General features: G+C 68.9%; 18 protein-coding genes and 2 pseudogenes. 5 read left to right on the top strand and 15 right to left on the bottom strand.

Annotation, left to right across the window (positions count from 1 at the left end; translation table 11 throughout):
* Positions 1–509 precede the first annotated feature (509 nt).
* Positions 510–992 (top strand): hypothetical protein, encoded by a 483-nt coding sequence (locus ACZ7DE_RS39455; RefSeq protein ID WP_470769224.1) that lies wholly within the window; start codon positions 510–512, stop codon positions 990–992.
* A 598-nt stretch (positions 993–1,590) separates the two neighbouring features.
* On the opposite strand, the gene ACZ7DE_RS39450 is transcribed toward ACZ7DE_RS39455, so the two are convergent.
* The 10 genes from ACZ7DE_RS39450 to ACZ7DE_RS39405 all read right to left on the bottom strand — a co-directional run bounded on the left by ACZ7DE_RS39450 (position 1,591) and on the right by ACZ7DE_RS39405 (position 10,297).
* Complete coding sequence (locus tag ACZ7DE_RS39450) at positions 1,591–1,764, bottom strand: hypothetical protein (RefSeq protein WP_470769222.1); 174 nt, start codon at positions 1,762–1,764, stop codon at positions 1,591–1,593.
* Positions 1,765–2,299: 535 nt separating this feature from the next.
* A complete protein-coding gene (locus tag ACZ7DE_RS39445; RefSeq protein WP_470769221.1) occupies positions 2,300–2,557 on the bottom strand; it encodes a hypothetical protein in 258 nt (85 codons plus the stop codon).
* A 1,292-nt stretch (positions 2,558–3,849) separates the two neighbouring features.
* On the bottom strand, positions 3,850–4,092 hold the full coding sequence (locus ACZ7DE_RS39440) for a hypothetical protein (protein ID WP_470769220.1): 243 nt from the start codon (positions 4,090–4,092) through the stop codon (positions 3,850–3,852).
* Positions 4,089–4,943, bottom strand: coding sequence for a hypothetical protein (locus tag ACZ7DE_RS39435; protein WP_470769219.1), 855 nt, complete (start codon positions 4,941–4,943; stop codon positions 4,089–4,091). Before ACZ7DE_RS39435 ends, ACZ7DE_RS39440 begins: the two co-directional genes overlap by 4 nt.
* A 342-nt stretch (positions 4,944–5,285) precedes the next feature.
* The gene (gene tpg / locus ACZ7DE_RS39430; RefSeq protein ID WP_470769218.1) at positions 5,286–5,840 is read right to left on the bottom strand and encodes a telomere-protecting terminal protein Tpg; all 555 of its coding nucleotides are present in this window, start codon (positions 5,838–5,840) and stop codon (positions 5,286–5,288) included.
* A gap of 128 nt (positions 5,841–5,968) precedes the next feature.
* On the bottom strand, positions 5,969–7,240 hold the full coding sequence (dnaB, locus tag ACZ7DE_RS39425; protein WP_470769230.1) for a replicative DNA helicase: 1,272 nt from the start codon (positions 7,238–7,240) through the stop codon (positions 5,969–5,971).
* 200 nt (positions 7,241–7,440) lie between these two features.
* Positions 7,441–8,445: a hypothetical protein gene (locus ACZ7DE_RS39420; RefSeq protein WP_470769217.1), complete on the bottom strand. Its 1,005-nt coding sequence runs from the start codon at positions 8,443–8,445 to the stop codon at positions 7,441–7,443.
* A 423-nt stretch (positions 8,446–8,868) separates the two neighbouring features.
* Positions 8,869–9,213, bottom strand: a complete 345-nt coding sequence (locus tag ACZ7DE_RS39415) for a type II toxin-antitoxin system MqsA family antitoxin (RefSeq protein ID WP_470769229.1) — start codon at positions 9,211–9,213, stop codon at positions 8,869–8,871.
* A gap of 6 nt (positions 9,214–9,219) precedes the next feature.
* Positions 9,220–9,765 (bottom strand): GNAT family N-acetyltransferase, encoded by a 546-nt coding sequence (locus ACZ7DE_RS39410; protein ID WP_470769215.1) that lies wholly within the window; start codon positions 9,763–9,765, stop codon positions 9,220–9,222.
* A 10-nt stretch (positions 9,766–9,775) separates the two neighbouring features.
* Positions 9,776–10,297, bottom strand: a complete 522-nt coding sequence (locus ACZ7DE_RS39405) for a hypothetical protein (protein ID WP_470769213.1) — start codon at positions 10,295–10,297, stop codon at positions 9,776–9,778.
* Between the two features lie 531 nt (positions 10,298–10,828).
* Here ACZ7DE_RS39405 and ACZ7DE_RS39400 point away from each other — a divergent pair.
* A complete protein-coding gene (locus ACZ7DE_RS39400) occupies positions 10,829–11,176 on the top strand; it encodes an RRQRL motif-containing zinc-binding protein (RefSeq protein WP_470769228.1) in 348 nt (115 codons plus the stop codon).
* Between the two features lie 96 nt (positions 11,177–11,272).
* Here ACZ7DE_RS39400 and ACZ7DE_RS39395 read toward each other — a convergent pair whose 3' ends face one another.
* Together ACZ7DE_RS39395 and ACZ7DE_RS39390 are read right to left on the bottom strand one after the other, a co-directional pair.
* Positions 11,273–12,376: a ParB/RepB/Spo0J family partition protein gene (locus tag ACZ7DE_RS39395; protein WP_470769212.1), complete on the bottom strand. Its 1,104-nt coding sequence runs from the start codon at positions 12,374–12,376 to the stop codon at positions 11,273–11,275.
* 35 nt (positions 12,377–12,411) lie between these two features.
* A complete protein-coding gene (locus ACZ7DE_RS39390; protein ID WP_470769211.1) occupies positions 12,412–13,461 on the bottom strand; it encodes a ParA family protein in 1,050 nt (349 codons plus the stop codon).
* Positions 13,462–14,082: 621 nt separating this feature from the next.
* On the opposite strand from ACZ7DE_RS39390, the pseudogene ACZ7DE_RS39385 reads away from it, so the two are divergent.
* Positions 14,083–14,160, top strand: a pseudogene (locus ACZ7DE_RS39385) (DUF6417 family protein); the annotation flags it as partial.
* Between the two features lie 63 nt (positions 14,161–14,223).
* Here the strand turns inward: ACZ7DE_RS39385 and ACZ7DE_RS39380 are convergent.
* The gene (locus ACZ7DE_RS39380) at positions 14,224–14,712 is read right to left on the bottom strand and encodes a DUF6233 domain-containing protein (protein WP_470769210.1); all 489 of its coding nucleotides are present in this window, start codon (positions 14,710–14,712) and stop codon (positions 14,224–14,226) included.
* 158 nt (positions 14,713–14,870) lie between these two features.
* Here ACZ7DE_RS39380 and tap point away from each other — a divergent pair, with 158 nt between their 5' ends.
* On the top strand, positions 14,871–17,102 hold the full coding sequence (gene tap, locus ACZ7DE_RS39375) for a telomere-associated protein Tap (RefSeq protein WP_470769209.1): 2,232 nt from the start codon (positions 14,871–14,873) through the stop codon (positions 17,100–17,102).
* Positions 17,103–17,113: 11 nt separating this feature from the next.
* Positions 17,114–17,677: a telomere-protecting terminal protein Tpg gene (tpg, locus tag ACZ7DE_RS39370; protein ID WP_470769208.1), complete on the top strand. Its 564-nt coding sequence runs from the start codon at positions 17,114–17,116 to the stop codon at positions 17,675–17,677.
* Between the two features lie 55 nt (positions 17,678–17,732).
* Here the strand turns inward: tpg (ACZ7DE_RS39370) and ACZ7DE_RS39365 are convergent.
* A pseudogene (locus tag ACZ7DE_RS39365) lies at positions 17,733–18,147 on the bottom strand (IS5 family transposase); the annotation flags it as partial.
* A gap of 105 nt (positions 18,148–18,252) precedes the next feature.
* Positions 18,253–18,603, bottom strand: coding sequence for a hypothetical protein (locus ACZ7DE_RS39360; RefSeq protein WP_470769207.1), 351 nt, complete (start codon positions 18,601–18,603; stop codon positions 18,253–18,255).
* Positions 18,604–18,796: the final 193 nt, after the last annotated feature.

The raw sequence follows: 18,796 nt of genomic DNA, 5'->3' as shown, positions 1-18,796 counted from the left end.
ATCTCCCGCGGAGGCGGGTCCCTTTGGGCTGCGCCCAAAGCCAGCGAACCCCCGTGCTGCGCACGGGGGTTGCGCTCACGCTCCGCGTGAGCGCCTGCGGGACGCTGCGCGTTCCGCCCACCGGGGCGGCTGCGCCGCCCCGGTGACGCTCCGTCCGCTGCGCTCCCGAAGCTGCGGGGCCTCCGGCCCCGCGGGTGGCTTCCGCTGTGCTCTAGCCACCTGGTGGCGCTCCGCGCCACAGAGGCCGGCCCCGCTGCGCGGGTCGGCCAGGCGGGCCTTCGGCCCGAGCAGCAGGGAGAGGGGTGGCTGGGGCTGGTGACCCTGTATCAGGTGATGCAGCAAGTAGCTTTGGCGGATCCGCCCCACCACCGTTGCTTCAAATGAATCTGGAGATAGAGACTGGAATGAACGCGCACCCGCTCTAAGCTGCCAGGACTCTGCTGAGTGAGCAGGGGTTGCCTACGCATTGCGGAGGCAGTGGCAGCCGGAATCAGTCTCGAGAAGACCGGTTGAACAAGCAGAAAGAAGGGGCTCGAGTCGTCCCGGTCGAGACCGCTCAGTGCCGGCTTGAGCTCATTGATCAACAGCGTCGCCGCATGATTCAGAGAAACCTGGAGATCTCCGCCAGGGCTAAGGCGCTTGTTCGAAAGGCTATGGCCGCAGGCATTGCGGTTGACGAGTTCGCTCTCCTGACCGGCTACACCAAGCCACGAGTCACGAAGTGGTTTGCGTCGGTTCGTCGCTCTTTGGAGCAAGCCCAGCGCCAGCGGGAGCTAATCGCCATCCGGCGGGGCAAAGGGAGCCGGCCTCCCCAACATCTCTCGGAAGCAGAGTATGACCAGTGGCTTGTCGAGGCTGACTACAAACGCAGGAAGTCCTGCGTCGGTACGGCTTGCGGCCTCAGAGTCGCGGACCCAACCGCCAATCTCCCCGGCGAGGGAGGGGGCGTAGGCGTCAGCAGACCACCCGTAGCGTCCCTCAAAAGCGCCTGAAGAAGGGCTCTGGGAAGCACCGAAAACGCCCACGGAAGTGAACTGCGTCACTCTCGCGCGCCTACGCACGCGCGTAGGCGCGCACGCCCTATGACCCAGTATTAGTTAACCCACCGGTAAGTTCCCTTGTAGGCGACCGGAATTGATGGCGCGTCTGGGGCTAATGTCGCTGCACTCCCTCAGCGGAGTACGCACCGGTCAGACCGCCTCAGCCGGCGGCGGGGCGTGAACGACAGCCTCGGCCGCACCAGGCCGAGGAACGAAGCGGGGCCTGCCCGTCGGAATCTTTGGCGGATCGTGGCAGGCAGGCCCCTAGACCCTGGAGGGCCTATCCATGACGGTACACATCGACGAGCAGCCCGAGCGGGCCGGCAGCTGGGGAACGGATCGCAACGGGAGCAGTGAGCTGCCCATGTCCACACCCGTCCCCGTGCCGCAGCCCCAGAGCACCAAAATCAAGGTGCTGGTGGTGCTTCTGGCCGTCGTGACAGGTATCGCACCCGGCAGGTCGGTGACTAGCCGATTCCGCGGCGGCACGTTCCCCAGACCGTGCGTGGTCGGGGCTCCCCGGTGCCCCGACCACGCACGGGCGTGCGGCTCACCGGGCGAGTATCACGCCGACCAGCGCGACCATGACCGTGACCGCGCCGAACGCGGCAGCGAGCGGCTGGCCCCACGACGGATGACGGTGCACGACGTAGGCGGCACCGGCCGCGAGCAGCACTACGACGACGACCAGGAGCAGCACGACGAGCAGAGCAAGCGTGGACACGAACGAGTCCCCCTCGGGATTCGGGCACGCCCCCGGACGGGGCGTGCATGTTGGTTGGGCGGTGGAGGCGTTTGCCTCCCTGGCCCTTGGGGTCGTCCCAGACGTCCCGGACAGGGCGGCTCAGAGTGCTTGGCGCGGGGGTTAGCCCCGCAACCCCGTGCTGACCAGGCCGTTTACAGGCGTGCGTGTTCCTGGTCACAGAGCAGACGGGGGTGGGGTGCAGCAGGCACCGCGGCATGGCCGACTCTGCCAGCCGAGATCTTGAATTCAAGAGTTCTGACCTGCGAAAACACCCGACCGGAACTCTTGAATGCGTGCCACCGGTCCGGTAGGCGCCCCGCCGCATTGGTTATGGGGTGCATGTGACGCGGCACCCCGGGTGCAGTGAGTGAGTCGAACGCCTGGTCAGCCGACGCGAAGCGAAGGACGGACAACGCAGCCGCACGCCACTTCCCGACTACAGGGCGCGAAGCGCAGGTCAGAGACCTGTTAGCAGGTCAGGACCGCCACAGCACCCGGCCTACCAAGGCGAAGTTCACAGATACGCATCGCGGCGCGGCAGCGAATCCGGGGGCCAACTCGTAGCCGCGCCCGCGTGCCCGCGCGAGATGTTGACGGACAGGCAGTGCAGCAGCGTGGGCTTCCCGGCGCTGCTGCACTGCCGCGGCGCCGGTTCGTCGCCCTCACCCGGCACCGCACACGGACCGGAGTTCACCGCCTCGCACGCGCACGACACGCGCGCGCCTTGGGACCCGCCGCCGCGCCAGGCCTGGGCGGAGAAGAAGAACTTCACCGCGTGCCCGGTGGGCCACTCAGCGTTGGCGAAGGTGAGCCGCCAGGTTGGCAGGGTCTTCGGCGGTCACTGTGCAGACCGGCGGGCGGAGAGGGCTTGCCCAGCGAGGGTTACCTGCGAGGACAGAGCAGGCTTGCCCAAGGGTGCGGCAACCCTCGATGCGCCCCTCGGTCCCACCGTCCAGGCAACGGTGGGCGCACCCCTCCAGCCCCCTGTGGGAGCAACTGGCGAGACAGGCGCCGGGGAGTCCAAACGGGAGACACCGAGCTGCCGGACGTCCCGCCTTGGGCGCCGGCCCCGACCCGGCCGGGCTGTGACCGCAACTGTGACGAACGCTGTGACACGGCGGTTGTGACAGCCAGAACGGGCCGACCCGTACCGGGGCGCGCCCTTACGCGCACGTACGCGTGCATCGCGCGTGCGTGAAACCGCGCCACGCCCGACACGCGTCACGCGCGGCGCGCGTTGGCCCCCCTCCAGCAGCCTCCCGGGCGCAGTCCGGGCCGCTCCGGCACCCGGCATCAGCCGACCGCCGAAGCACCCCGTACGGCCTTCCCGTACGGACGGACGCGGACGGCCGGGCAGCCGGACGGACGCGAACGGCCGGCTGGGCGGACACCCGCCCACGCCGACGCCTGGCGCGGCCGCGCGGCTGCCTCTCGTGTGCACGCGTGTGCTCGTGCACGTGTGCACGCTTTTTTGTCCCAGCCTCCAAGGCCCTACCCGCAGCAGCGGCGGCCACCTCATGACCGATAAGTCCCATATATTTCTTCGTTGGCTCATCCGTGTATCGCCTGACGTACTCGCTAGTAACAGGCGGGCGGTCACACTTTCTAGCTTCTGACCTGTGTAAACGTGGGCATGCGAGGTGAAGGTTTTCGATATCGGAAACCTTGGTACACCCTGCGTACGACGGATTGGCTCATGCCTGTGCACGTCGCCTTTGCCCGTCTCCCTAACTAGGGAGCACACTGGCCGCATCAACTTCGACATACGTACAGCGAAGTTGGCAAAGCCCTTGGTCCACTGGGTGCAACCAAGTACTACGGGCATCAGGCGGAACGCGTGTTGGCGCACGCACCGCCAGCAAGAGGGGGAGGCCGGCGGCCTCCCCTTTCTGCTTGTCAGCACAAAGACCGACTTCCCGGCAGCCGCTCACTCACCTCTCGTCGGGGCAGTTCACCTCGCGGAACCGAGCACGGCGCGCGGCTGGGTGATTCCGGGTGAACGCGGGAGAGCCCCACGTGGCTCTCCCGCGCGAAGTCGGTGCTACGGGGTAGCGAGCTCCCCGCCTACTTCGCGGTGCTGGAGGTCGGCTGGGAAGCGGGCTCGTCGCTCTCCGTCGTGGTGTTGTTGCCCCCTCCGAGCAACAACACCAAAGCGGTGATGACGGCGACGGCGGAGGCGATGGAGCCGACGATGTCGCCGCGGCTGGCCGGTGCGGAGGACGCGCGGGTGTGCCGGTAGACGATGCAGCCCACCACGATGCCCACGAGCAGGATCGCGGCGCCAAGGGGGTCGACGTACACGGTCACCGGGCGTCCTCGCTCCGCGAGGGCGTCGCGACGCTCTTCTTGGCGGGAGACGCGGCGGCCGGGCTGGTGGTCTGCTTCCTGGGCTTGCGCGGCCGGATGATGGACGTGCGCTGGTACTGGTAGGCCATGGTCATGCCGAGGGGGGACAGCGGAGCCTTCTTGTACTCCTCCCGGCGCTCCACGAGGCCGAGTTCCAGGAGCTTCTTCAGGCCGCGCTCGTGCGTGTCGGGCGACCAGCCGTACCACTCGGATGCCTTCTCCGCGGGGAAGCTCGACCAGTTCTTCTCGCGGGCCACAACCAGCAAGAGCGCCAGGCCCGGCAGGTCCAGCGCCTCGTCGTAGCCCTTCGTCCAGAACGTCGTCGGGATCTGCAGGAAGCGGTCCTCCTCGGTGTCCCCGCGGGGGCGGTCGTACGGCTGGCCGCTGCCGTCCTCGCGCAGGAGGGTGACTGTGATCTTGGTACCGGCGCGGTGGCAGGTGATCAGTCGGCGCTTCTCGAGCCGACGCAGGGTCCGCCAGGCGCCGGTGCGGGCGGACTGGTCGGTCGCGGTCTCGAAGATGTCCATCATGCGGGCCCAGACGGCGCTGTCGTGGGTGGTCGACCAGCCACTCGTTCCGTTGCTGCACGCGGCCACGATCATGAGGTAGGCCTTGAGACCGCGGAGGTCTCTTCCCGTGACGAACTCCTTGAGCGGCCCGTGACGGCTCACGGCCCCTCTGGGGGCCTGGACGAAGGTCTTGCGCAGGGGCACGTTGGCGCGGATCGAGCGCTTGAGCACCGCCGTGCGGGTGTCCCGTCCGGTCGCCTTGTTCATCTGTATGTCCCGCTCGGCGGGCGATGTCGTCTTCATGCCGTCGAAGGTAGCCGTCACAGTCGGCCAAACCCAAACGGTTCAGCCTTCCGATGGGCGGACGTGCCAGCGGGTACTTGAGAGGCCAAGAGTGAGAGGTCAGGGTGAGAGTGCCAGGTGACATATCGAGTGGGAGAACAACTTGTGTAGAGGCCGAGACGCCTCAGCTCGGCTGACTGCACGCGCCGCTGGCGGTGTCGGGCCACGGCGGCGATGCTGGCCGACCACCTCGCCCGTTCGAGGAATCGCGCGCTACGCGGCCTCCGTTTCCCTCCCAGGAACGGACAGCGGGCGGTGCCGACCCCTGCTGGCTAGCCGGCCCGTCCCGCCCGACGGCTTCTGCTACAGGTCGAACTCCAGGTGCTCGACGTCCGTGAACTCCACCTCCAGCCCTTGGGCGCGGCGGCCGCCGTCGCGGAAGTACATCTCGCCCAGGCCTTCGGCGGCGATGTCGCGCAGCTGCTGCTCGCTCGCGCCGGCGTCCTGGGCGTCGAAGAGGCGGGCCGCGTACTGCGGGGCCAGGGCGATGGTGAGGTGGCGGACGCGGGCGTCGTCGGTGGTACCGGGCGCCGCGGTGAAGCCGAACCGGGCGCGGGTGTCGACGACCAGGCCGGTGCTGGTCGCCGCCTGCTTCCTGGCCTGAGCCCGGATACGGGGCTGCCACCGCTCGCGCACCGCGGCCTCGAGGCGCTGGGCGAGGTCGGCGCGGGGCCGGCGGATCTGGCCCTTCACGTAGCGCTCCACGGTGCGCTGCGAGACGTCGAGCGCGTCGGCGACCGCGCGGGTGCCCTTGAGCTGCTTGACCAGGTAACGCATCTGCGCGCCGGGCGACTTGGGGATGGGGCGGGTGAACGCCTGCTGCACGGCCCGTTCGAGGCCGTCTCCCACGAGACCCATGGGACTCTCCGTTCATGATCGGCTGTATGGCGCTGTGGCGGCCGATCGCCTGGCCGGGCAGGGAAGTTACTGCCGAGCTAGGCGATCGGCTGCGAGAGGGGCGCTCAGGGCGTCTGCGGGGCTGCCCGTCAGGTCTGGGCCATGTCGACGAACCGGCTGTAGTGGCCCTGGAAGGCGGTGGTGATGATCGCGGTCGGTCCGTTGCGGTGCTTGCCGACGATCAGGTCCGCTTCACCGGAGCGCGCGGATTCCTTGTCGTACTGGTCCTCGCGGTGCAGCAGGATCACCACGTCCGCGTCCTGCTCCAGCGAGCCGGACTCGCGCAGGTCGGAGACCTGCGGCTTCTTGTCGGTGCGCTGTTCGGGCCCGCGGTTGAGCTGGGAGAGCGCGACGACCGGCACCTGGAGCTCCTTGGCCATCAGCTTGAGCTGGCGGGAGATGTCGGAGACCTCCTGCTGACGGCTCTCGGGGCGGCGGCCGCCGCCGTACTGGAGCAGCTGCAAGTAGTCGATGACGACCAGGTCGAGCTTGCCGCGCTGCTTGAGCCGGCGAGCCTTGGTGCGGATCGACATGGCGGTCAGCTCCGGGGAGTCGTCCAGGAGCAGGTACCCGGCGTCGATCCTGGCCTTGGCCTTGGCCATGCGGGTCCAGGCGGCGTCGTCGAGCTGGCCGGAGCGAATGTGGTGCAGGGCGACGGGGCCCTCGGCGGACAGCAGCCGCATGTGGAGCTCCTTGCGGCTCATCTCCAGGGAAAAGAACGCGCTGGTGAGCTGGTGCTTGAGGCTCGCCGCCCGAGCGATGTCCAGGCCGAGCGTGCTCTTGCCCATGGCCGGGCGCCCGGCGATCAGGATGAGCTGACCGGGCTGCAAGCCGAGGGTGAGGCTGTCGAGGTCGATGAAGCCGGTGGGCACGCCGGTGAGCTCGCCGTGCTTGCGCTTCCCGGCGGCCTCGATGTCGTCGAACGTGTCGTCCATGCCCTGCGAGGCGTCCAGCAGCGACTCGTCGCCGCGGTGGCGGACCACGCCGTACAGCTTCTCCTGGGCCCGCTCAACCAGTTCCTCGGTGTCGCCGTCACGGGCGTAGCCGCTGGCGGCGATGGCCGTACCGGCGGTGACGAGGTTCCGGGCGACGGCGGCCGCGTAGACGATCTCGGCGTAGTACTCGGCGTTCGCCGCGGTGGGCACCTGCTGGACCAGCGTGTGCAGGTAGGCCGCGCCGCCGATCTTGGTCAGCTCACCGGTCTTGGTCAGGTGGGCCGCGACCGTGATCGGGTCGGCGGGCTCGCCCTTGCCGTGGACATCGAGGATCGCCCGGTAGACCGTCTCGTGCGCCGGCTTGTAGAAGTCCGAGCCGTGCAGGATCTCGGCGACGTCGCCGATCGCGTCCTTCGACAGCAGCATGCCGCCCAGGACCGACTGCTCCGCCTCCAGGTCCTGCGGCGGGAGGCGGTCGAAGTCGCGCGGGTCGATGTCCTCGTCGGACGAGGCGGGGGCGGGGATGGCTACGCTCATGGTGAATCTCCGTTCGCGGGATTCGGGCAGCGGCCGGGCCGGGCAAGGTTTCCGGCCGCTGCTGTTGTGCTGGGGAAGGCGCGTGCGGTTCAGGGGGCGGCGGCGAGGGCGGGTGCCTTGCGGCACTCGCACGGGCCGATCGGCAGGAAGGTCTCCGGGTCCTCGGCGAGGCCGGACCCGTTGCACTTCGAGCACTGCGGCGCGGCCGCCGCCGGGTGACCGCTGGCGCTGGCCGGGGCCGGCGGAAGCTTCTTGAGGTGCTTGCGGTAGATCGCAGCCGGATCGTAGACACGCTCCGGGTCGCACCCGCGGGCCAGGTGAGTGCGCAGTTCCGGCGCAGTCCAGCCCACGGCCAGAGCCTCGACAGCGAGCGGCAGCAGCATCTCGGCCACCTCGTCGCGGTTCATCCGGTCCCGGCCGGGCAGCCCGAGCAACATCTCCAACAACTCCGAGGGCTGCCTGTCGTCGGCCTGACCGTCACGGGGCGCCGGGACTGCGCCCAGGGCATCGGCGGGAAGGGGGTGGCCCTCCGGCGCAGCCGCTTCTCTCTCTCCTTCCGGGCGGGAGGTGTCACGCGAGTCACGCGCGTCAGAGAGAGAGTCTTCTTTAACAGTTTTGATCTTTTTAGCCGCCGCGGAACCGACAGTCGTAGGACCGACAGTCGGGTTCCCGTATGTCGTGCCGACCTGCGACGATGCCTCATTTTTGCTGGTCGCGACCGGCCTACGGGTTCCCGTAGGCCGGTCGTCGGTACGAGGGTCGAGCCACTCCGGCTCGACCCGGACGGCACGGGCGCCGGTGCTCACCTCGGGCAGCATCTCGGCGATGTCGTCACGGGTGAACGGGATGGAGTCGGCGGTGAACTCGGTACGCCACTTTCCGTCAGCTCCGTGCACCTTGAACTTGACCACGTAGGCCCGGGAGACAAGGTTGCGCATCGCACCCGCCAGGGCCTCCCGGCCCTCCTTGCGGCGCTTGGAGATGCCCTCGACCGTGACGTCGTCGCCGTCTCTCGCCCGCAGCAACAGCGTCAAGAGCCCCAGGGCCAGGACGTGCAGCTCGCCGTCGTCGGCTGCTCTGTTGTCGATGGCCACGAACCGAGGCGGCCTGCTCGCACGCTTCCTCACCGGGACACCTCCGGCGTACGGCGTGCGGCAACGAGTCCGGCGACAAGCTTCGGCTGAAAGAGCGAGCAGGCGGCAGGCGCTGCCTTCCCGCCCCTCGTCCCGTACTGGTAGTGCAAGAGGTACATCTCCCCGGATAGGGAGCCGCGACCTGCGCATGTGACCTAGCAGGACCCCGGAGTAGTGGCGTTGCGCAATCTTCTGCGCATACTCTGGGTAGAGGTGACCACGAGGGCTCTAGGGCCCACGGGTATCACCCGGCAGACGAGGTCACCTCGCTGCTCACGACTCGAAGCTCTTGGATGGGTGCGAGTCGATTTGCTAGGAAGCGGTCCTGTTGTGGCGACAGGGCCGCTTCGGCGTTTCTACGGGGGACGGTCCAGTCGGGGCACTTCAGCGGGCCTCAGCGAAGTCAAAGTCATCAGCTGCGTCGGGGTGCTTAGCGGCCCACCCTTTGAGCAGGTGGATGTACGCCTCCAGGTGGCGCCGTCGCGGCTTTGCCGCCCCGACTTCCCACCTGTTGAACGCGACGCGCGTGACGCCGAAAACGCTGGCGGCCTCCTCCTGGGTGAGCCCGTCGGCCTTTCGGAGACGCGCACGAACTTCCGGGGGCGGGAGCTCTTCCGGGCGGGCGACGAGAGCCTCAACCGCGTGGATCAGGTCGGACGGCACAGTTCTCCTCTCCCTCACCTGCGCCAGAACTATACAGCAATCTTTACATCCCGTAGTGGAATTGATGGCGTGTCACTGGTGCCTCCACTCCTGGGCGAGGATGGAAAACAGCACGCTGTCGCGCCACTGCCCGCTGGTGAAAACGTGGTCCCGCAGTGTGCCTTCGCGAGTGAAACCGAGCTGCTGCACAACGGCGATCGAGGCGGCGTTGTCCGGCCCGATCGCCGCGGTGATCCGGTGGAGACCGAGCTCCGTGACCCCGTACGTGACCAGAGTGCGGGCCGCGTCCGTTGCATAGCCGCGACCCCACTCCTTCGCTGCGATGGCGTAGCCCAGCTTCCCGGCCTGGACGCCGCTGAGCCCGATCCGGGCGAATCCGATCACGCGGTCGTCGTCTCCGGTGGTCACCCCGAGGTAGAACTCGGTCCGAGGTTCCTGCGTAGCGCGCTCGATTGTGCCCTCGATCATGGCGACGGCCTGAGCGCGGTCGCGGCTGTCGAAGCTCAGCCACGTCGTTACGGCGTCGTCACCGATGATTGCCAGCACATCGTCGACGTCATCGCGGGTGAAATCGCGCAGGACGACCTGGTCGCCGACGATGCGGATCGGATACGTCAACGGTGAACTCCTAGCTGGGCAGGGATTTGAGCGGCGTACGGGTGAAGGCCTCGATCTGCTCCTGGAGCCCCCCGCCGGCTTCGGCGTGCGGCGACTCGCCCAGCGCACGGTGGACTCGTTGGGCGCAGTGGATGATGCCGTTGATCCGCTGCTCTGGTAGGAGTTCGAGCATGGGCGCGACGGCCTCCGTAGCGCCCTCGAGCTCACCCGCCCGGATCCGGGTGATGGCCAGGGCACTGCGTGAGCCGGCCTGGTCCCCGAACGCCCACTCAGGCGAGCTGGTGTCCTCGTACGCGGCGACGGCCCGGTTCGCGTAGTCCGCTGCGGCCGTGGTCTCGGACGGCAGCCAGGAGAGGGATTCGGCCGCGTAGTAGATCTGACGGGTCCGGCCGAACGTGCAGAGTCCGCCCAGTTCGTCGACCTCGTCCTCCTCAGCGGAATCCCTTGCGGCCTCGGCACGCTCGAGGCGGCCCGGGTCGCATTGGCGTTGCCGAGAGCCGCCCAGGCGCGGGCCTCGCTCACGGGGAGCCACACGCTGGCGGTGCTGTTCGGAGCAAACTCCGCACCGGACTGGGCGTACTTGACGGACTCGCGAGTGCGGCCAGCCCAGTAGGAGACCAGCGACTGGATGCCGCGGATCCACGCGCGGAGCCCGTTGTGGTCCGCGTTGTCCGCACAGACCCCCCACTCGCCCCTGCCGGCCAGCATGCCCGCAAAGCCACGTCAGTGCCCTACCGATTCCGGCACGCTTCAGCGCCGACCCGACAGGCCGCCCGGCCACCCCGCCTCACCCCACGCCCCGTCAGCGGACCATCCGCCGACGGGGCGCAGCACTGCCCGCCATCACCCCGTTGGAGGACACACCGTGCTCATCCCACGCCCCCGCCGCCGGATCAGCCGGCCCCGCCCGCAGCGCCCCGGCCCCCGCTACCCTCAGCGCCCCCGAGGCCTCGCCCCCGCCTGGGGGCCGCAGTGACCACCCGCACCCGACGCCCCACAGCGCAGCCGCGCGACCGCCTACGGGTTACCTGAATACGACTGGGGCACCGCACCAGCCGAGCACCTGGCCCCACGCCGCCAGCTGCGCGCTGCGGGACTCCGCCTCGGCGGACACCAGCCCGTCGCCATCCTGCGCTGCAGAGCCTGCGGCACGCGCCCGCAGCGCGCGTGCACCCGAGCCGCCTATCTGTACCGCGTCGATCTCGCTCTGCCCGTCCGGCCGATGACCCTGGCCAAAGAAGCTGCCCTCGATGCTGCGATGGCCGCCCGTACCACCTGCCCGCAGTGCGGACGCCGCTACCACCACTGCCTACCGCTCAAGACGCTCGGGTCGTGCCTGGAGTGCCACGACGGCACGCCCGCAGACCCGACCACCTACACAACCCCCGACGCCCACGCACTGGCGGCCTGACGCCATCCGTCCTGCGGACGACCACAAAGGGCCCGGCTTTCACCGCGACACGTTCGCGGTGAAAGCCGGGCCCTTTCGCGTTTTCGGGCACGAGGGTCAGGCCGAGGTGCGGTCTCCCTGGCTCACCAGGTCATCCAGCAGCGCTGCGTACTCCGCAGGCTGCTGCTCGCGCAGGATTCTCAGCCACACACGAGCACCCTTGGCGAACACCTCCGGGTCCATCTTCAGGTGCAGGTGGGTCACTACGGAGAATGCGTCGTCGTAGGGAAGCCGTCGCGGCTGCCCGGCCTCATCCTGTCCTGTCTTCTCCGAAGCCTGGGCCTCCGGAGTATTAACGGCGTTAACGGTTGTCCCTGTCGGGGGCGCCGACTCTGACTCCGACGCGCTCGCCAAGGTGTTAACGGCGTTAACGGCCGACGAGGCAGAAGCGTCCGAACCCGGCGTGCTCGCTGGGGTATTAACGCCGTTAACGGTGGAGGTATCGACCGGCTCGGATGACGCGTTGCGCCGCCGCTGGCGGGGGGTCTTGGCGGCCGCCATAACCTTCTGCGCCTCCCCCACTTGCTGCCCCTTGGGAAGCCTGCCGATACGGCGAGCAGCCTCCACCTTCAACTCGCCGGCCTCCACCTGCTCCTGGAGCTCCGGCTTGAGCTCCAGGAGTGCCAGACGCTGCGACACCCACGCAGGCGTCTTCCCCAGCCTCCGTGCCACCTCGCCCTGCGATCCGTGGACCTTCACCAGCTTCTGGATGGCCTTGGCCTGATCCAGCGGCGGCACGTCGACGCGGTGAATGTTCGCGATCAGGGCGGATTCCAGAATGTCCGCGGCAGAGACCGCGAGATCGTCATTGACGTCGATCCGCAGCTCGGCCAAGTCGGCGAGGTCGGCAGCCGCCAGACGCCGGTTTCCGTCGATGACGACATACTCGGCGTCACCGAGCGCCGCCTCCTGACCCGGGTAGGCGCCCAAGAACGCTGCTCGCCGCACCACGGTGACGGGCTGGATCTGCCCCTTGGCGAGCAGTGACTCGGCTGTCTCTTCGATGTCGGTGAGTTCATCGCGCGGGTTGAACGGATTGCCGGCGAGCAGCTTGAGCTCCACCGCGGCGGGAGGCCGCTTTCCCTCACCGTTCATGATCTGCTGGCGGGTCCGGATCCGGCGCGGCGCCTGCTTCTCGCCCGCCCCGTCCTCCTCGCCCATGCTGAAACCTCGGGTGACCCGGGGCTGAGAGGGCGTCATACGGCAAGCTCCTTCGCCAGATCGCGCATCACCTGCGCGTGCTCACTGTCGGGCGCGTATTCAAGCAGCGGGATCTCCCCGTCCGCAGCCTCCCGACCTTCCTTCAGATCACCGATCACAGCGAGAACGGGCGGGGAACTGCTCTTCTCCCACTCATCCTTGTTCTGCTTCACGAGCTTGCCGCGCCGACTGTCGTACGCGTTGATGATCAAGCCGATGTAGTCGACCTGGATCCGGCCCTTCTTGCACAGATCCTCCATCTGGCGGCTGAGGAGCCGGAACGCGCGGTGTGAGGCCTTGTTCGCCCAGACCGGCGTGATGACCCCGGACCGGTCGGCGAGCTCCCCGTCGCGGCGACGGACGTAGTACAACGCGGTGTCCATGTTCAGACCCAGACTGGGCGGACCGTCGATGATGATGACGTCGTAGTCCGCCTCCAGCGGCTCCAGAGCCCGTTCCAGAGCGGCCTCGCTGAAGCTCACCTTGGACAGGGCGACGTCGCGCAGGAACGCGTCGTCAGAGGCGGGAAGAAGGTGGAGCCGCTCGCCGAATCGCTCGCCGTCCAGGGCCACCAGGAGATCGTGTATGTCGCCCTTCGCGGTTCCGTCCATGTGCATCATGAGGGTGTCGACGTCGTCCTCGTACATGAGCTCCTCGAACCCGAGCTCTGCAGTGAGGTGCCCCTGCGGGTCGTAGTCGACGATGAGCACCCGATGCCCGGCCTCCGCCAGAGCCTGCGCGATCCCCGACGACAAAAACGTCTTCCCCACGCCACCCTTCTGGTTGGCCACTATCACCCGCACCACCGGCTGGGCCACCAATGGAGCGGTAGGAGACGGGTGGTTGGCGAGCCACAGCGTGAGCGCCTGCGCCAGGCCCTTGACGTAGGTGACACCGCGTTCCGAGCAGGCCGCCTTGAACCGGTCCGGCTCGCCGACAGGGAGGAATGTCCCCCACGTCTTCGCTCCGTCGGTCGTGACGTCAGGGAGGTCGTCGGCTGAGTACCAGGCGTTGATCGCGTGCTCAGTTGCGTCCTGGATGTCCATTCCGTGTTCAAAGGCACGGATCTTCAAGTGTCGTCGCAGCTGGGGAGTGAGGGCTGTAATTAGCTTCTCTCGTTCCCCCCGAGGGCTCGGGATGCTCATGTGGCCGAACATTACTAGGTCATCGGTGGCGGGGGACGTAACGGGCTCCAACTCATTCCCCGGGCAGATGAGACCGCTATCCGGTGGCACCGCGTCCTGCGCGTCGTCGGCGGGCGGGGGATGACGAAGCCTCCAGGTCCCGAGCGGGGTCCCGGAGGCTCATCACGTGCTCCGCAGTCTCTGCTCAACGAGCGCGGCCCCGGTGTGGCCGTCCGGGACTCTGCACTGTTCGGTGCCGCCGCTGTGGTCTCCGGACGTCCTAGAAGAGGGCATCCGCCTTCGGCACCGGCTCACCGATAGGGAACGCCAACTGCCCCAGATCAGCCCGCTCGGGAGGGCACCGACGCGCCCGCCTACTCCTCGGCTGAAGCCCCGCAGAGCCTTTCGCCGCGTAGGCGACCGCCCTCCACCACCACACCGCCTCACCCTGCGGCCCCGGGCCGGCGACAACGCCGGCCCGGGGCCGCAGCCGTTCACCCAGCTCATGGACGACTACGACCACCTCGACCTCGACGACATCGCTTCGTCCCCGTGGAGCACGACACGCAGCGGCTGCGTCTGCTGACGCTGGACGAGGCCCATGACCTGCTGCGCGTGCTGCGCACGGTGGCCCTGGGGCGGCCGTGCTGGAGGCGAGGTGGCACACGTGCGGACCCCACTGCTTCAGGACGCACACAGGGGGCTGCCGCCGTGGCCGTACTTCCAGGTCTTGCGCTGGCATGCGGAGCAGGGGCCTACCTGGCTTCCCAGGCAGACGAACGTCGACGGGTCAGGGTCGGTGACCGGAGGCGGGGGAGTGCTCATCGTGTGGGTGTCCTTGCGGCGAGGGACGTGGGCAGGGGGCCGGGGTGGCGCCGCGGGCCTTAAGTCGATGATGTCGAGCTGGGTGTCGGGGCGGCAGTGGGTGCACGGGCGCAGGCCGTCGGCCAGGAGGCGTCGGGCCTCGTCGCGGTCGACGGCGCGGCGTTTGCCCGCCGCGTGGCAGTCGCCGGCGTGGACCTGCATGGGCGGGCGGCCGGCGCCGATGCCGAGCTCGACCGTCCACTCCGGCCGCGGGGGCCGGCGCACCCTGCCCTGCTCGATCTCCGTTTGACGCTGCCACACGGCTTCAATCTTCGCGTCGATGCGGGTCAGCCACATGACGTGCCACACCCGCCGCTCCAGAACTGATCAACCGTCCAGCCTGACCGCGGCACCCTTGCTCAATAGGACGCCGCGCACCGGCTTCACAGAATGCCGTACGCGCTACGTACGCCAAACGTACGCACAATGAACGTTTCGCGGTTAGGGTATTGGTCAGGAGGTGTGCCATGTCTGAGCTGTTCGACGCGGTCGATGCGCTGCTCGCGTCCCGCGCCACGCTGCCGCCGCCGCCGGAGCGTAAGCGGCTACGCGCCGCGCACGGCCTGACGATTGACGAAGTGGCCACCGCGCTGAGAGTGCGCCGGGCCACGGTGTCCGGCTGGGAGTCCGGCAAGACGGAGCCCCGCCCGCCGGAGCGTGACGCCTACGCCCGGCTGCTGGACAAGCTCGCGGAGCTCTACCCCGCCCCGGCCGACGCCACCGCGCCCGTCGCGGCTGTGTCGGCTACGTTCACCGCCGCACCCAGCCCGGTGGAAGCGCGGTCTTTGTCCGCAGGTCCGGCGCCCGACGCATCGGCCATGACTGCTACCGAGAACACCCAGACCCCTGTCCCTGTCGCTGCTGCTCCGGCGGCCGCGCCGCGTTCGGCGCGCGCCACCAGGACGTCGTCGACGTCGCGCCGCCCGGGCGCGCGGAAGGCGGCCTCGGCCGGTACTCCGGCGGGTGACGCCGACCCGCGGTTCGAGAACGGCCCGCTGGCGGTCGTCGACGTCGAGGATGGGCAGGTGCTGGCCTACTGCGTCGGCGGCCTGGTGCTGGACGTGCCCGCCAAGTCCCTGCCGTCCCTGGTGGACTGGACGCTCAAGGAGGCGAAGCTCGGGGCGCCGAAGCTGTCCGGTCCGGGCAAGGACGCTGACCCGCTGCTCGTGCTCACCCAGTCCGCATTGGAGCGTTACGGCCTGCCGGCCACTCTCACGGAGGAGGAGCGGCTCGCGGGGCGGATCCCGGAGGGCCACAAGGTCATCAAGCAGCTCGCGCGGGCGGAGTGGAAACTGACCAAGCGCGGCTTCGGCCCGTGGGCGCGGATCTACCGCCCGGCGACCGGTTCGGAGCGGGCCTGCGTGCAGCTGTGCATCCCGTCGTGGAATGCGCTGGACTCCCGGCACTGGGGTGAGGCCGGGCAGCTGGCGCCGGCGGAACTCGCCCGGGTGCTGGGCGTGTACGCGTCGCGGGTGATGACGCCGCGCGGATCGACCGCGGTGACGGGCCTGGAGCTGATGACCGCGCTGCATCCGGCGACCCGGGCCTCCGAACCGGACGCGGCGGGCAGGCGGCACTCCGAGCACAATCCCGGCTCGCTGGGTAAGGACCCGGTCGACCCGGCGCCGTGCGAGGCCCCCGACGGCCACCCGATCCTCAAGGACCTGCCCCGGTTCCACGTCCGGGGACCTGCGGAGAAGCTGTTCGAGGAGGCTTACGACTGGGCGCGGCCGATGACGGATGCCGAGTGCACCCTGCGCCACCTGGTGGGCATCGACGTCAACATGGCCTTTGCCGCCGGCGCCAACGGCTTGAACGTCGGCCTCGGTGCCCCGACACACGTCAAGGCTCCGGCGTTCGACCCGAAGCTGCCCGGCTCGTGGCTGGTCGACCTGTCCCATGTGGACCTGTCGCGGGTGAAGGTCGGCAAGGAGTGGGTGGAGCTGGACGGCAGCCTTCTGCCTTCCCCGTTCACGCCGAAGGGCGAGCGTCCCGAGGGGCCGGCTTGGTATGCGACGCCGACTGTGGCGTACGCGGTGGAGCTGGGCTACGAGGTGCGCCCGCTTCAGGCGTGGGTGCGGCGGGAGAGCGGCCGTTACCTGGACGGCTGGTACAACCGGCTGCGTGACGCGTACCTCGTCACGATGGCCGATCTCGGTGTCGACGCCGATCTCGCCCCGGCCGACTTCCTCGCGGGCATGGACGGCTACAAGGCCCGCGACCCGGAGCTGGCGATCGTCGTCTCCGCGGTGAAGGCGACGGTGAAGGGCGGCCTGGGCAAGCTGCGTGAGCGCCCGCGCGGGGAGGGCTGGCGGCCGGGCGAGCCGTGGCGGGCGCTGTCCCGCCCGACGTGGCGGCCGGACATCCGCGCTGCGGTCATCGCCCGCACCCGGATCAACCTGCACCGCAAGATCGTCAAGCATGCGGCATTCACCGGGCAGTACCCGATTGCGATCCTGTCGGACTGCGTCGTCTACGCCGCCTCCGGGCCCTCGCCGTTGGACTTCCTGCCCTACCGGGAGGGCAAGCCGCTGCCCGGCGGCTTCAAGCTCGGGGTCAACCCGGGCCTGGTTAAGCACGAGGGCACCCAGCCCGTGCTGTGGGGCGAGGAGATCCGCGAGCGGTTCAACGCCCCGGAGCTCAACCTCGCCCGGTACATCAAGGACGGCACCGTCACCGACGCCGACACCGGCGAGTAAAGGAGCAGGCGATGGCCAAAGAGTTCGGCGATGGCCTGGACAAGGCGGTCCAGAAGGCGTTCACCCGCCCCGCACCCAAGTCCGCAGGCCCGCAGATGCGGTACCTGGTCAAGCAGCTGAGCGGCACAAAGGCAGTCGCCGACCTTCTCGGCATCTCCCAGCGGCAGGTAGAACGGTACGTGGCAGGCAAGGCCAAAAAGCCCCGCTCGAACCTCGCCGCGCGCCTGGAGCACGAGGTGAAGGCCCGATGGCAGCCACAGATCCGGGCCAAGGCCCGCGAGAAGGCAGCGACGACCGGCGGCATCGTCATCGACGTCCACGCCCGCCTCGGATACGCCGGCGCGCCGATCCACACAACGGACGAGGACCGCATCCGACACCTCACCGTGGCCCTGCCCCCGCAGCACGCCGCACGCCTCTTCGACGCCCAGCAACAGGGAGCCAGCGACGACCGGCTGCGCGAGCTCACCGCCGAAGCACTCAAGGAGGTGTACTTCCAAGACGGCGGCCGCCGCGCCGGCTCTCTCCAAGAGGTGCAGATCAACGACGTGCTGGACCTTGAGTTCGAGCTGTAACAGACTCGCACTGAGCGCTTCAGTTGGCGAGTGAGCGCGGCACTCGACGAGCTGAGCGTTCAGCCATTTCGGAGTACGCCTTGTCGGCCAGGACGACGTCCGGACTGGTGCGAGGCCGGCCACGCTGCCGCTCGAAGGCAGGCGCGTCACCGGCCTGTCCTGCCGTCAGGGCGAACGCCAGGTGTCGGCATTGGCCGTCGGCCACCAGGTGGATCTTCGTGGTCAGTCCGCCGCGGGACCGGCCGATGGCGTGGTCGTTCGGTTCGCCGGCCGGGGCTCCTTTTTGCGGGCCCCGGCCGCGTGCTGGTGGGCGCGCACAATGGTGGAGTCCACCGAAACGGCCTAGTTCAGGTCCTCGTCGGCGTCGGCCTGGCCGTCAGCGCGGTGAACACCCGCCCCCAGGTGCCGTCGGCGGCCCACATGCGCAGCCGGTTGTAGACGCCTCGCCAGTTGCCGTATTTCTCGGGCAGCACTTGGCCCGTCCGCGCTACTACACCGGAAAGGCGCGTCGAAGCATGGCGCCTGTGGGCCCAAGGAGTGGGTCCACGGACCCGGGTGCGTGGAGCGCGAGAGGTCTATTTTGCAATGCCGTTACCCGGATCTGTTGGCGGGCAACTAAGGCTGCCCGCAGAAGGCGCCGGTTGGAGCAAGGCGGCCGGTGGTTGAGGCTCGCCGTCCTGCTGCACCGTGCGGACGAGGGCTTCCATCTGGAATAAGCGGAAGCCTCTCCGGGCGAGGGTGCGCACGAAGCTCTCGCCGAGAGGGGCGATCTCCGGATGCTGCTCAATCAGCTCACGCGCCTGATGATGGGTGAGGTCTCGGCCCGGTGTCCACTCACGTGGTGCCTGGCGGTTCCGCGTCGCCCAGGCGTCGAGGTCCCGGACGGCCTGGGCGAGCTCGACGGCATGAGAACTCTTCTCTTCCATCGCTTGACCATCTCCCAGGCTGTGGCGTGCACTGCCACACGCTGCCCGACGACCTCGACCGCCAGCTCACGGACTCTGGCTAGGGCCTCGTTCACGTCGATCTGTGTGGTCGTGGACTCCATCAGTGGTGGGCTCCTCCTTGGCGAGATGCCCGCTCCCCCATAGCGCGGGCACCAAGTGTCCTGGCTGCAAG

The sequence above is a fragment of the Streptomyces sp. NPDC037083 genome, from assembly GCF_055606485.1.
The sequence above is the reverse complement of the archived record's forward strand: the minus strand, read 5'-3'. Positions and strand labels throughout refer to the sequence as shown.

Coding starts and splice junctions, on each gene's coding strand:
- ACZ7DE_RS39435 (WP_470769219.1), bottom strand. CDS start 4,943: ATGAAGACGACATCGCCCGCCGAGCGGGACATACAGATGAACAAGGCG.
- tpg (WP_470769218.1), bottom strand. CDS start 5,840: ATGGGTCTCGTGGGAGACGGCCTCGAACGGGCCGTGCAGCAGGCGTTC.
- dnaB (WP_470769230.1), bottom strand. CDS start 7,240: ATGCTGCTGTCGAAGGACGCGATCGGCGACGTCGCCGAGATCCTGCAC.
- ACZ7DE_RS39395 (WP_470769212.1), bottom strand. CDS start 12,376: ATGGGCGAGGAGGACGGGGCGGGCGAGAAGCAGGCGCCGCGCCGGATC.
- ACZ7DE_RS39390 (WP_470769211.1), bottom strand. CDS start 13,461: ATGGACATCCAGGACGCAACTGAGCACGCGATCAACGCCTGGTACTCA.
- tap (WP_470769209.1), top strand. CDS start 14,871: ATGTCTGAGCTGTTCGACGCGGTCGATGCGCTGCTCGCGTCCCGCGCC.
- tpg (WP_470769208.1), top strand. CDS start 17,114: ATGGCCAAAGAGTTCGGCGATGGCCTGGACAAGGCGGTCCAGAAGGCG.
- ACZ7DE_RS39360 (WP_470769207.1), bottom strand. CDS start 18,603: ATGGAAGAGAAGAGTTCTCATGCCGTCGAGCTCGCCCAGGCCGTCCGG.